Source organism: Umezawaea beigongshangensis (assembly GCF_016464305.1).
In the GTDB taxonomy this organism is placed as follows: Bacteria; Actinomycetota; Actinomycetes; order Mycobacteriales; family Pseudonocardiaceae; genus Umezawaea_A; species Umezawaea_A beigongshangensis.
This window is the reverse complement of the sequence record NZ_JAEIOJ010000003.1, coordinates 88,174-101,852: the sequence shown is the minus strand read 5'-3', so window position 1 is coordinate 101,852 and position 13,679 is coordinate 88,174. Positions and strand designations below refer to the sequence as shown.

Annotated in this window: 11 protein-coding genes; 8 read left to right on the top strand and 3 right to left on the bottom strand. The window is 71.1% G+C overall.

The window, feature by feature from the left end; genetic code table 11:
- Positions 1-71: 71 nt before the first annotated feature.
- Entirely contained in the window at positions 72-2,345 is a 2,274-nt protein-coding gene (locus IMZ35_RS08665) for a (Fe-S)-binding protein (RefSeq protein WP_199440472.1), read from the bottom strand.
- Between the two features lie 307 nt (positions 2,346-2,652).
- Between IMZ35_RS08665 and IMZ35_RS08660 the strand changes: the two genes are divergently transcribed.
- Together IMZ35_RS08660 and IMZ35_RS08655 are read left to right on the top strand one after the other, a co-directional pair.
- Positions 2,653-3,237, top strand: a complete 585-nt coding sequence (locus IMZ35_RS08660; protein WP_199440471.1) for a hypothetical protein — start codon at positions 2,653-2,655, stop codon at positions 3,235-3,237.
- Positions 3,238-3,362: 125 nt separating this feature from the next.
- Positions 3,363-4,208 (top strand): DUF4097 family beta strand repeat-containing protein, encoded by an 846-nt coding sequence (locus IMZ35_RS08655; protein WP_199440470.1) that lies wholly within the window; start codon positions 3,363-3,365, stop codon positions 4,206-4,208.
- A gap of 16 nt (positions 4,209-4,224) precedes the next feature.
- Here the strand turns inward: IMZ35_RS08655 and IMZ35_RS08650 are convergent, their stop codons facing one another.
- A complete protein-coding gene (locus IMZ35_RS08650; protein ID WP_199440469.1) occupies positions 4,225-5,142 on the bottom strand; it encodes a hypothetical protein in 918 nt (305 codons plus the stop codon).
- A gap of 401 nt (positions 5,143-5,543) precedes the next feature.
- Here IMZ35_RS08650 and dnaK point away from each other — a divergent pair, with 401 nt between their 5' ends.
- From dnaK to IMZ35_RS08630, 4 genes are read left to right on the top strand one after another with little or no spacing between them, the layout of a single operon-like run.
- On the top strand, positions 5,544-7,409 hold the full coding sequence (gene dnaK, locus IMZ35_RS08645) for a molecular chaperone DnaK (RefSeq protein WP_199440468.1): 1,866 nt from the start codon (positions 5,544-5,546) through the stop codon (positions 7,407-7,409).
- Between the two features lie 41 nt (positions 7,410-7,450).
- A complete protein-coding gene (gene grpE / locus IMZ35_RS08640; protein WP_199440467.1) occupies positions 7,451-8,110 on the top strand; it encodes a nucleotide exchange factor GrpE in 660 nt (219 codons plus the stop codon).
- 19 nt (positions 8,111-8,129) lie between these two features.
- Positions 8,130-9,302 carry a molecular chaperone DnaJ gene (gene dnaJ, locus IMZ35_RS08635; RefSeq protein WP_199440466.1) on the top strand — a complete coding sequence of 391 codons (1,173 nt, stop codon included), beginning with the start codon at positions 8,130-8,132 and terminating at the stop codon, positions 9,300-9,302.
- Between the two features lie 2 nt (positions 9,303-9,304).
- Complete coding sequence (locus IMZ35_RS08630) at positions 9,305-9,739, top strand: heat shock protein transcriptional repressor HspR (protein ID WP_199440465.1); 435 nt, start codon at positions 9,305-9,307, stop codon at positions 9,737-9,739.
- A gap of 52 nt (positions 9,740-9,791) precedes the next feature.
- On the opposite strand, the gene IMZ35_RS08625 is transcribed toward IMZ35_RS08630, so the two are convergent.
- Positions 9,792-10,895, bottom strand: coding sequence for an FAD-binding oxidoreductase (locus IMZ35_RS08625; protein WP_229371339.1), 1,104 nt, complete (start codon positions 10,893-10,895; stop codon positions 9,792-9,794).
- A gap of 475 nt (positions 10,896-11,370) precedes the next feature.
- Between IMZ35_RS08625 and IMZ35_RS08620 the strand changes: the two genes are divergently transcribed.
- A complete protein-coding gene (locus tag IMZ35_RS08620) occupies positions 11,371-11,832 on the top strand; it encodes a MarR family winged helix-turn-helix transcriptional regulator (RefSeq protein WP_199440463.1) in 462 nt (153 codons plus the stop codon).
- Positions 11,829-13,613 carry an MDR family MFS transporter gene (locus IMZ35_RS08615; protein WP_199440462.1) on the top strand — a complete coding sequence of 595 codons (1,785 nt, stop codon included), beginning with the start codon at positions 11,829-11,831 and terminating at the stop codon, positions 13,611-13,613. The genes IMZ35_RS08620 and IMZ35_RS08615 overlap by 4 nt, the downstream gene beginning before the upstream one ends.
- Positions 13,614-13,679 lie beyond the last annotated feature (66 nt).

The window sequence follows — 13,679 nt, the reverse complement described above, 5'->3', positions numbered from 1 at the left end:
CGAACGACCGGAGAGCGCACACACGGCAGAGGCCCCGGTCGTGTTCGATCGGGGCCTCCGCCACAGCTCTGCTACGTGGTCGGGCTCTTGTCCTCGTCCGGCAGCGGGGTGCCGCTGCCGACCTCGTCGGTCGGGATGTCGCCCCGCTCCAGCGCCTTGCCGTGGCGCACGGCGGTCAGCAGGAGCTGGGCCACGTCCACGACCTCGACGTGCGCCGGAGCGGCCTTCTCGTTCTGCCGGGCCGTCAGGCCGTCGGTGAGCATGACGCGGCAGAACGGGCAGCCCGTGGCGATCTTCGACGGGGCCGTGCCAAGCGCCTCGTCCACCCGGTCGAGGTTGATGCGCTTGCCGATGCGCTCCTCCATCCACATGCGGGCGCCACCGGCGCCGCAGCACATGGACCGCTCCTCGTGCCGCGGCATCTCCCGCAGCGCCGCGCCCGACGCGCCGACCAGCTCGCGCGGCGCCTCGTACACCTTGTTGTGGCGGCCGAGGTAGCACGGGTCGTGGTAGGTGATGTCCTCGGTGACCGGCGCGACCGGCACCAGGCGACGCTCCCGCACGAGGCGGTTGAGCAGCTGCGTGTGGTGCACGACCTCGTACTGGCCGCCGACCTGCGGGTACTCGTTGGCGAGGGTGTTGAAGCAGTGCGCGCAGGACACGACGATCTTGCGCTTGCCCGGCTCGCGGCCCTCGAACACCGAGTTCAGCACCTCGACGTTCTGCTGGGCGAGCATCTGGAACAGGAACTCGTTGCCCGCGCGGCGGGCCGGGTCGCCGGTGCAGCTCTCCTCCGGGCCGAGCACGGCGTACTTCACCCCGGCGGTGTGCAGCAGCTCCGCCACGGCGCGGGTGGTCTTCTTCGCCCGGTCCTCGAACGCGCCGGCGCAGCCGACCCAGAACAGGTACTCGGTGTCGTCCAGATCGCCGTCGAACACCGGCACCTCGAAGTCCAGGCCCTCGGTCCACGCGAGGCGGTCCTTGGCGTTCTGGCCCCAGGGGTTGCCCTTGTTCTCCAGGTTCTTGAACATGCCGCCCAGCTCGGACGGGAAGTTCGACTCGATCATCACCTGGTAGCGGCGCATGTCGACGATGTGGTCGACGTGCTCGATGTCCACCGGGCACTGCTCCACGCACGCGCCGCAGCTCGTGCACGACCACAGCACCTCGGGGTCGATGACGCCGTTCTCGTCCACGCCGCCGATCAGCGGGCGCTCGGACTCGGCCATCGCCAGGACGTCGATCGACTCCAGGCGCTTCTGGTAGTCGGCGTACTTGTCCTCGGTGAGGCCGACCTCGTCGCCCGCCACGTCCCTGCTGCCACCGGCCAGCAGGTAGGGGGCCTTCGCGAAGGCGTGGTCGCGGAGCTGGGTGATGAGGAGCTTCGGCGACAGCGGCTTGCCGGTGTTCCAGGCGGGGCACTGCGACTGGCAGCGGCCGCACTCGGTGCAGGTGCTGAAGTCCAGCAGGCCCTTCCAGGTGAAGTCCTCCACCTTGCCGACGCCGAACACGTCGGTGTCGGGGTCGGCCTCCTCCAGGTCGAGGACCTTGCCGCCGCTCATCATCGGCTTGAGCGCGCCCAGGGCGACGCCGCCGTCGTCCTCGCGCTTGAAGTAGATGTTGACGAACGCGCTGAACCGGTGCCAGGCGACGCCCATCGTCAGGTTCTTGCCGACGACGATCAGCCACAGCATCCCGGACAGGAGCTTGGTGATCGCCATGATCGAGACCCAGTCGGGCTCGGACGGCAGCAGCGTGCTGATCGGGGCGGTGACGAAGCTGGTCCACAGCGGCGGCTCCTCCAGGCCGCTGGCCTGCTTGAACGCCTTCACGCCGAGGATGCCCAGGCCCTCGACGACCACCACGGCCTCGACGAAGTAGGCGGACTTGAAGCTGGAGCCCGCGAAGCGCGACACGCGGTCGGCGCGGCGGGGGTGGTTGCGCTGGCGGATGATCGCGAGCGCCACGCCGCCGACCACCGTGCCGATGCCGAGCAGTTCGACCAGCAGCAGCCAGGGGGCCCAGGTGCCGATGAGCAGCCAGTGGAAGGCCGGGTCGAAGATCTCGCCGTAGGCCTCGAACAGCACCGCGGAGCCCAGGAGGAAGCCCCACATCACCATCCAGTGCCAGGGGGCGACGCTGCGGAACTTCGCCATGCGCGTGTGCGCGACGAACTCGACGACCAGGGTCCGCATCCGGGGCGCGAACGGTCCGTTGCGCGTGGCGTCCGGCTGGCCGAGGCGGATGATCCGGACCATCCTCACCACGCCGGAGAGGAACACGCCCCAGGCGACGAGGCTCACGGCCACGCCGATGATGCCGAGGGTCAGCTGCAGGGCTCCCATGTGCTCGCGGCCTTTCTCCAGAAGCTCGTGGTAGTGGCACATTACGCCGCATTACTGACGAGTAACCACATGGACGTGGCCGGGGTCGCACAACGTGTCGGAACTGCCGCCGGAACGCGGGCCGCGCCCGGCCGCGACCGGAGATCGCAACGGTGAGATCACCGGTCCCGTGCCCGCGCGACCGGAGGCCGCCTCCGCGATCCGGTGGGCGCGCACCGGCCCCTGCTCACGATCCGCAACCGGTCGTGTCACATCTGATACGTGGTCGGACGCACCAGGACGGGGTTCCCGGCGCGAGAATGGGCCCATGAGGTTCGCGGGACGGGAATCGTGGCAGGTGTCGCACGGCACCAACGTGGCGGTGAACACCGCCCTGTTCCTCAGGGACACCCTCGCGCTGTCGGTCGACACCGTCCCCGAGCTGCCGGGGCTGTCGCCGTCGGTGCCCGTCTTCGTGCCGCCCGGCGTGGACCGGGCCGCGATCAGCGAGGAGTGGCTCGGCTGGTGGGCCGACATCATCGACTTCGCCAGGGCGGAGGTGCCGCGCGAGCGGCAGGAGGTGCCCGTCGACGGCGAGTCCACGTCGCTGCGCACCCGGCCCGCGATCCGCGCCGCCGTGCTGGCGCTGCGCGAGCGGACCGCCACCTACGACCGCGGCCGCGGGCTGCGCGCCGCGCCCGGCTCGCTGCCGGTCGGCGAGGTCGTGCGGGGTGTCGAGGCGGCGCTGGGGAGGCCGGTGCGTCCCTTTCGCCTGGTCATCACCGAGGTCGCCGTGCAGGGCGTGGTGTGGGAGCAGATGACGCCCACCCACGTCATCGCCTCGGACGACTTCCTCGCCGACCCCGCCCGCAGCGCCCGCGCGCTCCAGACCGCCGTGGAGAACCTGGCCTGACCCGAACGCCGCCACCCGCGAGGGGTAGGGACAACCCCACCGGGAATCGGGGGTTCACCCCGATGTGCGCGGGACGCGGCGGCTCTAGCGTTCCGGTGCACGGGCGGTGCGTCTAGGGGGTCGTGATGCGGAGAGTGCTGAGTTCGCTGGTCGTGGCGGGGGTCGCGGCCGGGTCGCTCACCGCCTGCGTGGAGTTCAAGCAGGAGAGCTTCACCGAGGAGCGCACGGTCGACGTCCCCGTGACGGCGGTGCGGTTGCAGAACGGCTCGGGGGACGTGCGGATCGTCAGGTCCGCCGACGCCCCGGCCACGACGGTCACGCGCACCGTCACGCACCCGCCGCGCGACGACCGGCCGTCCGGGGACTCGCACCGGGTGGAGGGCGGCACCCTCGTGCTCGACGGCTGCGGCGACCGCTGCTCCGTCGACTACCGGGTCGTCGTGCCGGGGGAGGGCGTCCGGGCCTACGGGCAGGTGGACTCGGGCGACGTCGTCCTGGAGGGGCTGGGCGACGTCGAGCTGGACGCGGGGTCGGGGGACGTCCGCGTCGGCGACATCAGCGGGAGGGTGTACGTCGACTCGGGATCGGGCGTGGTCGCCGGGCGGGACGTGGCCGGCGACTTCGTGGCGGAGGTGGGGTCGGGGGACGTGGACGTCGCCGAGGTCGGGGGGAACACCGTGCTGACCGTGTCGTCCGGCACGGTCCGCGCACGGCGGATGGGCGGTGAGGTGCAGGTCGACGCCGGTTCGGGCGACGTCGAGCTCGAACTCCTCACCGCCCGCTCCGTGCGCGCTCACGCCGACAGCGGCAACCTGCGCGTGCGCGTTCCCGCGGGCGCCTACCGGGTGAGCGCGGACGCCGACAGCGGGAACGCCGACGCGTCGGCCGTGCGGAACTCCGCCGACGCCGAGCACGAACTGCGGCTCCGGACGGGCAGCGGCGACATCGTCGTCACCGTCGCCGCCGCCTGACCGGAGCCGCAGTTCGTCAGGCCCGCTGCTGGACGGACGTGTCGAGGAGGAACCAGGTCCGCGGCACCTCGGTGATCCGTTGCAGCGGGGTGTCGACCACGGCGTCCAGCGGCGTGCGGGCGCGGGGCACGTTCACCTCGGGCACCGGCTCCTCCGCCGGGACCGAGCCGGGAGCCGCGGCCGAGCGGGGGGCCGGGACCGTCGCGGGGGACGGGACGGCCGGGCCCGGCGTGCCGCCGCGACCGTCGCGCAGGGCGATGGACCGCCGCAGCTCCGCCCGCAGGCGGTCGATCTCGCGCAGCAGCTCCTCGAACCGGGTGTTCAGCTCCTCCTTCTCGCGGTCGAGCGCGCGGTAGGCCCTGGCCTGGGCCTTGATGACGAGGAGCTGGTCGTCGTCGGCGATCGGCTTCGACGGCCGGGACGGACCGGCGATCATCGCGGCGGTGACCACGGTGATGCTCGGCTGGTCCCAGACCGGCTTGCTCAGCTCGCCGGAGTAGCCGGGAGGCCGTTCCACACCCGCGGCCCTGGAGAACAGCCAGGCCGCCTCGGCGAGGGCGGCCGCCGCCCGGTCGGCCGGCAGGGCGGCGCGCAGGACGTCCTCGACCTTGTCCCAGGTCGGCCGCCGCTCGGCGCTCTTGCCGAGGAACTTCGCGCAGTACTTCTGCATGACGGCCAGCGGCTTGCCGTGCGCCCAGTGCCCGTGGACGCCGGAGTAGGCGCGCAGCACGGCCTCGTAGGCGCCGGTCAGCCGCCGCGACTCGTCGGCGAGGGTCACCACCAGGTACAGGATCAGCTTCCGGTCGGCGAGGCTGAGCTTGTCGGGATTGCTGAAGCTGTCCGTGTCGGCCAGCCGGTCCAGCACGCGCCGCCCGCGTCCGGTCGGCGACGGCTGCGGTGATCGGACTGGAAGTTCGGAGAGGTCACTGGACACGAGCAGCTCCCGTCGGCCGGTCGCCCCGTGGGCGACGTTACTGGGGTGGATCCGGTGTGGTCGGTCCCGAACCACCGGGGAGAGGAGCGGGACAGGAGCTGACCCGCTCTCGTGGTTCGGGCTGTTCTTTCCGCACCTCGCGAGTTCGTGGGGTGGACCGGTGCACTTCGAGCAGAGAGTAAGGCGCGTCACCCCACCCGGCCACCGGAAGCGCGTTCGGCCGAACGGCCCAGCACCGTCGTGTCGCGCATCACGTCCTGCCGGGAACACCGCGCGCCGCCCCGTCGTTGGACTGGCAGAAAGATTGAGTCGAGTGGACTCAACCCCACGGGCACTGGCAAACTTGAGCCGACAACGCTCAATGCGAATCCGGTGCACACGTACTACCAGGAGGAACTCCAATGGCGCGAGCGGTCGGCATCGACCTTGGGACGACCAACTCCGTCGTCGCGGTCCTCGAGGGTGGCGAGCCGACGGTGATCGCCAACTCCGAGGGTTCGCGCACGACCCCGTCGATCGTGGCCTTCGCCAAGAACGGCGAGGTGCTCGTCGGTCAGCCCGCCAAGAACCAGGCGGTGACCAACGTCGACCGGACCATCCGTTCGGTGAAGCGGCACGTCGGCACCGACTGGAAGACCGACGCCGTCGACGGCAAGCAGTACACCTCGCAGGAGATCAGCGCCCGCGTGCTGATGAAGCTCAAGCGCGACGCCGAGGCGTACCTGGGCGAGGAGATCACCGACGCCGTGATCACCGTCCCGGCCTACTTCGAGGACGCGCAGCGCCAGGCCACCAAGGAGGCCGGCCAGATCGCGGGCCTCAACGTCCTGCGCATCGTCAACGAGCCCACCTCCGCCGCCCTGGCCTACGGCCTGGACAAGGGCGAGAAGGAGCAGACCATCCTGGTCTTCGACCTCGGTGGCGGCACGTTCGACGTCTCGCTGCTGGAGCTGGGCGACGGTGTCGTCGAGGTCCGCGCGACCAGCGGTGACAACCACCTCGGTGGTGACGACTGGGACCAGCGCGTCGTCGACTGGCTGGTGGAGAAGTTCAAGTCCACCAGCGGCATCGACCTCACCAGGGACAAGATGGCGCTGCAGCGCATCCGCGAGGCCGCCGAGAAGGCCAAGATCGAGCTGTCCAGCTCCACCTCGGCCAGCATCAACCTGCCCTACATCACCGTCGACGCGGACAAGAACCCGCTGTTCCTCGACGAGACGCTGTCGCGCGCCGAGTTCCAGCGCATCACCGGCGACCTGCTGGAGCGCACCCGCGCCCCGTTCAACAACGTGATCAAGGACGCCGGCATCAGCGTCGGCGACATCGACCACGTCGTGCTGGTCGGCGGCTCGACCCGCATGCCGGCCGTCGCGGAGCTCGTCAAGGAGCTGACCGGCGGTCGCGAGCCCAACAAGGGCGTGAACCCGGACGAGGTCGTCGCCGTCGGCGCGGCCCTGCAGGCCGGTGTCCTCAAGGGCGAGGTCAAGGACGTCCTGCTGCTCGACGTCACCCCGCTGTCCCTCGGCATCGAGACCAAGGGCGGCGTGATGACCAAGCTCATCGAGCGCAACACCACGATCCCCACCAAGCGGTCGGAGATCTTCACGACGGCCGACGACAACCAGCCGTCCGTGCAGATCCAGGTGTTCCAGGGCGAGCGCGACTTCGCCGCGGACAACAAGAAGCTCGGCATGTTCGAGCTGACCGGCCTGCCGCCCGCCCCCCGCGGCGTCCCGCAGATCGAGGTCACCTTCGACATCGACGCCAACGGCATCGTGTCCGTGTCCGCGAAGGACATGGGCACCGGCAAGCTGCAGTCCATGACGATCACCGGTGGCTCCGCGCTGCCGAAGGACGACATCGAGCGGATGGTCAAGGACGCCGAGGCCCACGCCGAGGAGGACAAGCGCCGCCGCGAGGAGGCCGAGGTCCGCAACCAGGCGGAGACCCTCGTCTACCAGACGGAGAAGGTCGTCAAGGAGAACGACGACAAGCTCCCCGAGGACGTCAAGACCAAGGTCAAGACGGCCGTCGACGAGACGAACGAGGCGCTCAAGGGCACCGACATCGCCGCCGTCCGCGCCGCCGTGGAGAAGCTGGCCACCGAGTCCCAGGCGATCGGCCAGTCCCTCTACGCCAACACGGGCGCCCCGGCCGGTGAGCCCGGCGCAGACGGTGCCGACGGTGCCCCCGGCGCCGCTGGCGGCACCAAGGCCGACGACGACGTCGTGGACGCCGAGATCGTGGACGAGGACGAGAAGAAGTGACCGCGCCCCAGTCACCGCAGCAGGGGGAGGAGCAGCCCCACGTGGTAGCGAACGACCGTCCCACCGATCCGGAGACGGGTCCGGTGCAGGAGGACGAGCAGGAGGTGTCGGCCACCCCCGAGAACGACGGGGGCGGCCGGCACGCCGCGGCGGAGCACGCCGAGGCCGCTGACACCGGCGTCGTCGTGGACGTGCCCGACGAGGGCGCGGAGCTCAAGGCCCAGCTGGACGAGCGCACCGCCGACCTCCAGCGGCTCACCGCGGAGTACGCCAACTACCGCAAGCGCGTCGAGCGCGACCGGGAGCTGGTCGTCGTCAACGCCAAGGCGCAGGTCGTCACCGAACTGCTGGGCGTCCTGGACGACCTGGAGCGGGCCGCCGCGCACGGCGACCTGACCGGCGCGTTCAAGGCCGTGGCCGACAAGCTCGGGTCCGCGCTCTCGCAGAGCGGCCTGGAGGCGTTCGGCCACGAGGGCGAGGACTTCGACCCGTCGATCCACGAGGCGGTGCAGCACAGCACCTCCCCGGACGTCGACGGACCGACGGTCACCGCCGTCCTGCGGCGCGGCTACCGGTTCGGCGAGCGCGTGCTGCGACCCGCCCTGGTGGGCGTGACCGATCACGAGGAGCCGGCACCCGCGGCCGCGACCGGCACCGCCGAGACGGCGGAACCGGGCACCAGCGGGCAGCAGCAGGACTGAGCGAGAGGAGGAGACGTCCGTGAGTGCCAGAGAGTGGATCGAGAAGGACTTCTACCGCGAACTGGGCGTCTCCTCCGACGCTTCAGGCGACGAGATCAAGAAGGCGTACCGGAAGCTCGCGCGGGAGCTGCACCCCGACGCGAACCCCGGCAACGCCAAGGCCGAGGCGCGGTTCAAGTCCGTGTCCGAGGCGTACGGCGTGCTGTCCGACACCGCGAAGCGCAAGGAGTACGACGAGGCGCGCCGCCTGTTCGCCGGTGGCGCGAGCTTCGGCGGCGGCGGGTTCGGCACCGGCGCGGGCGGCTTCGACGTGGGTGACCTGTTCAACCGCGCCGGAGCCGGTCAGGCCGGTGCGGGTGGCCTGGGCGACCTGCTCGGCGGCCTGTTCAACCGCGGTTCGCGCGGCGGAGCCGGTTCGGCCACCCGTCCCCGCCGCGGTGAGGACGTCGAGACCGACGTCCGGATCGACTTCACCGAGGCCGTGCGCGGCGCGACCGTGCCGCTGCGGCTGTCCAGCCCGTCGACGTGCTCCACGTGCGGCGGCAACGGCGCGAAGCCCGGCACCGTCCCGCACACCTGCACCACGTGCGGCGGCGCTGGCCTGGTGACCCGCAGCCAGGGCGCGTTCGCGTTCAGCGAGCCCTGCGGCGACTGCCGCGGGACCGGGCGCGTCGTCGACGACCCGTGCCCCGAGTGCGGCGGCGACGGCGTCAGCACCAAGACCCGCACGCTCACCATGCGCGTCCCCGCCGGGGTGGACGACGGCCAGCGCATCCGGCTGGCCGGTCAGGGCGAGCCCGGCCGCAACAACGGCCCCTCCGGCGACCTGTTCGTCCGCGTGCACGTGAACCCGCACGCGGTGTTCGGCCGCAGCGGCAACGACCTCACGATCACGGTGCCCGTCACGTTCCCCGAGCTGGCGCTCGGCACCACGGTGACCGTGCCGACGCTCGACAGCAGGGTGACCCTGAAGGTGCCGGCCGGAACGGCCAGCGGTCAGGTGATGCGCGCCCGCGGCAAGGGCATCGCGCGGCGGGACGGCACGGTCGGCGACCTGCTCGTCACGTTGCAGGTGGCCGTCCCCAACAACACCGACGCGAAGGCCCAGGAGCTGCTGCGGGCCTACGCCGAGGCGACCGCGCAGCACGACCCGCGCGCCGACCTGAACGCGATGCTCGACCAGGGGAGGTAGTCGTGAGCACCCCGGGATTCCCGTTCCCGCCCGGAACCGACGAGGACACGCCGTTCTTCGTCATCTCGGTCGCGGCGCAGCTCTCGGGGCTGCACGCGCAGACCCTGCGCACCTACGACCGGCTGGGCCTGGTGTCGCCGGGCCGCACGTCGGGAGGCGGGCGCAGGTACTCGATGCGCGACATCGTGCTGCTGCGCGAGGTGCAACGGCTCTCCCAGGAGGAGGGCGTGAACCTCGCGGGCGTCAAGCGCATCATCGAGCTGGAGAACCAGGTCGAGGCGCTGCGGCACCGGGTGTCGGAGCTGACCGCGGAGCTGGCGAACGCCCTCGCCGCCGCCGACCACGCGGCGGCCAGCGTCCACCGGTCCTACCGGCGCGACCTGGTGCCCGTGCGGCACGAGACGGCACTGGTGGTCTGGAAGCCGCAGCAGCGCTGACCCGCGCACCGGTGTGCGCGTCGGCGAGGCCGGGCGGCGCTCGCCGACGCGCTCAGTCCAGGGTGAACGGGTCGTACTTGATGCGGTCCAGCGGCGTTCCGGCGACGAGCATCCGGGACACGGTCGAGCGGATCATCGCGGGCGAGCCGCAGACCAGGACGTCCCGGTCCTCCCACGCGCCGTAGCGGGTGACCACGTCGGCCAGGGTGCCCTGCTCGACGCCCCGCGCACCCGGATCGGACTCCAGCACGGGCACGACGGTCAGCCACGGGTTGGTCATCGCGATCCGCTGGAGGTTGTCCAGGTCGTAGAGGTCCTCCCTGGCGCGGCCACCGGTGAACAGGTGGACGCGCGGGTTCTCCCCCCACTGCGCCATCTCGTCGATGATCGCGTGCATGGGCGCCACGCCCGTGCCGCCCGCGACCATGAGCACGTCGCGCTGCGCGGTCCGGTCGACGCTGAGCCGGCCCATCGGGGGACCGATGCGCCAGACGTCGCCCATCTGCGTGTGGCCGACGATGGAGCGGCTGACCCACCCGCCGTCGACCGAGCGGATGTGGAACTCGATGGTGCCGTCGTCGCGCGGCGCGTTGGCCGGCGAGTAGTACCGCCAGAGCCGGGCGCGCTGCGGGGTCTCCACGCTCACGTACTGACCGGCCCGGTAGTTCACCGGGTGGTCGGGCTGGACGCGGACCACGGCCAGGTCCCAGCTCACGCGCTGGTGCCCGACGACGGTCGCGTGCCAGTAGGCGGGACCGTCGTCCGCGGCCGCCGCCTCCTGCATGGCGCGCGCCATGATCGTGTAAGCCTCGGCCCAGGCCATCTCGACCTTGGGGGTCCAGACGGGGCCGGCGTACTTCTTCACGGCGGCGAGCAGGGCGGTGCCGACGGCCTCGTAGTGCACGCTCACCACGCCGAACTTGCGGTGGTCGCGGCCGAGCTGGCGAAGGAAGGGGATCAGGTCGTCGGGGCGGTCCACCATCTGCACCACGTGGACCAGCGCGCGCAGCAGGCGACTGCGCTGGACCTGCATGTTCACCGGGAACATCTCACGTGTGGCCGGTGCGAGGCTGAACAGCATCCCGTAGAAGAACTTCGCCACTTCTTCGGAGCGCGGTTCTACCACCGCGAAGCTCTCCCGGATCATCCGCACCATGGCGGTGACACCGGGGGGAGGCTCGCGGTGCGGTGGAGTGGGGAGGGGGCTGAGTACGGCGTTCGCTGTCATGGTCTGGGCGCAGTCTCCAACGTTCATAGGGTCGCCAGCAAGGCCCAGCGTCCTCGTCAAGCATCCATCCCCCGACGGGGTTGGACAGTAACCCGTCTATGGCCTGGTTGACCCCTTGATGCCACCTTCGAGTGCAGTCCAGTTACAGCCAGTATCGTAGTGCTAGAACCATCGGCTGAACATTCCCTGTGACGTGCGCCGTTCTCGCGGCTTGCACCACGGGGCGGAGCACGCGCCTCCCGGTGAGTTGACCCGGTCGGGTGTGACACGTCCGAACTTCTGGTCCCCCTCCTTCTTACCCGTGCTCGCCCGCGCGTGCGGTCTCGCACGTCACAGCCAGAAAGGTTGCATAGGACAACTATTGATCTTATAGTTGTCATTGGCAACTAACAGGAGGGTGGACATGGGTCCCACCAGGGAGAACTGCCTGGAACTGCTGCGGCAGCTCCACGTGGTGTTCCAGCTCAAGAACGCGATCACCACCCGCGTGTGGGAGGAGCACGAACTGCACCCCGCCGCCGGAGGTCTGCTCGCCGAGCTGACCCGGCGCGGCGAGTGCCGCGTGTCCGACCTCGCCGCGCACCGGTTCGTCGACACCTCCGTCGTGAGCCGGCAGACAGCTCAACTGGAACGCGCCGGGCTCGTCCGCCGGCGTCCCGACGAGCACGACGGAAGGGTGCAGCTCATCTCGGTCACGGAGAGGGGAGGAGCGCTGGTGGACCGGTGGCGCGACGCGCAGGCGGGATTCGTCCAGCAGGCGCTGGAGGACTGGCCCGACGAGCGGGTGCGGGAGGTGGCGCGGGACTTCGGCGCCCTCTCCGGGGTCGTCCGCGACCGGCTGCTGAAGACGGGAGACGCCGGGTGACCGCCCTCGCCACCCCCGCCGCGCCGCCGGTTCCCGACGCCGCGCGGGCGAAGGCCGCGCACCGGGAGATCCTGAAGGCGCTGTCCGGCCTGCTGCTCGCCCTGCTCGTGGCGATCCTCAGCTCCACCATCGTCGCCAACGCGCTGCCGACGATCCTCGCGGACCTCGACGGGACGCAGACCCAGTACACCTGGGTGATCACGGCCATGCTGCTCGCGTCGACCGCGACCACCCCGATCTGGGGCAAGCTCGCCGACCTGTTCAGCAAGAAGCGGCTCTACCAGCTCAGCATCGCGATCTTCACGGTCGGCTCGGTCATGGCCGGGCTCGCGCAGGACATGGGCCAGCTCATCGCGTTCCGCGCCGTCCAGGGCCTCGGCATGGGCGGTGTGCAGGCGCTCGCCCAGGTGATCATCGGAGCGCTGGTCAGCCCCCGCGAGCGGGGCCGGTACAGCGGTTACACGGGCGCGGTCATGGCCGCGGCCACCGTCGGCGGTCCGCTGGTCGGCGGGTTCGTCGTCGACAGCCCCGCGCTCGGCTGGCGCTGGTGCTTCTTCGTCTGCGTGCCGCTCGCCGTGATCGCCATGGTGGTGCTCTCCAAGACGCTGAGCCTGCCGGTGGTCAAGCAGCACGTGAAGATCGACTACCTCGGCGCGACGCTCATCGCGGGTGGCGTGAGCCTGCTCCTGCTGTGGGTGTCCTTCGCGGGCAAGAACTTCGCCTGGCTGTCGGTCTCCACCCTCGTCTACCTGCTGTCGTCCTTCGTCGTGCTCGGCCTCGCCCTGCTCGTGGAGAGCCGCGCGTCGTCGCCGATCGTGCCCCTGCGGCTGTTCCGCAGCCGCACCGTCACCCTCGCGGTGATCGGCAGCGTCGCGGTCGGCACCGGCATGTTCGGCGCGTCGGTGTTCCTCGGCCAGTACTTCCAGCTCGCCCGCGGCTTCTCGCCGACGAAGGCCGGTCTGCTGACCCTGCCCCTGGTCGCCGGGCTGACCCTGGCGTCCACGATCTCCGGGCTGCTGATCTCCCGCTACGGCCGCTGGAAGGGCTTCCTGGTCGGCGGGGCGGTCTCGCTCGTGGCCGGGCTGGGGCTGCTCGCCACGATCGACCACGAGACGAACCTCGTGCTGATGAGCGGCTACATGCTGCTCGTGGGCGTGGGTCTCGGGCTGACCATGCAGAACCTGGTGCTCGCCGTGCAGAACGGCGTCGGCCTCGCCGACCTCGGCGCCGCCAGCTCCACGGTCACGTTCTTCCGCTCCCTCGGCGGCACCGCCGGCGTCTCCGTGCTGGGCGCGGTGTTCGCCGCCGGGGTGCCGGTCAAGATCGGCGAGGGCCTGACCGCCCTCGGGCTGCCGCCGGGCGCGAGCGCGTCCGCGGGCGGCACCCTCGACCTGGAGAGCCTGCCGGGACCGGTCGAGACCGTCGTGCGCGCCGCCTACGGCGACGCGATGGGCACGCTGTTCCTCATCGCCGCCGGGATCGCGGTGCTCACCCTGGTCGCCGTGCTGCTGATCGAGGAGGTGCCGCTGCGCACCTCGATCGACAGCGCCGACAGCGCCGACAGCACTGCCAGCGCCAGCAGCGTCACCCGGCCGGTGGCTGGCGTGATCGAGACGGACACGATCTCGTCAGCGCCTGTGGATTCTCACCAGCGGAATGTGGACAACTCCGCCCCTGGTGTGGACAACGCGTTGCGCCGAGTGGGTGACCCGGCTCGGGCGGTCGCCGGTCACCCCGCTGCGCTGAGCAACACGGCACCCCGGAGTCGTCCGGATCGGTAGGCGGCCCGGTGATCGCCCGGCGCGGGGCGTGGCGGGCGCTGCTCGGCCCGCGCGCTGTGCGGCAGA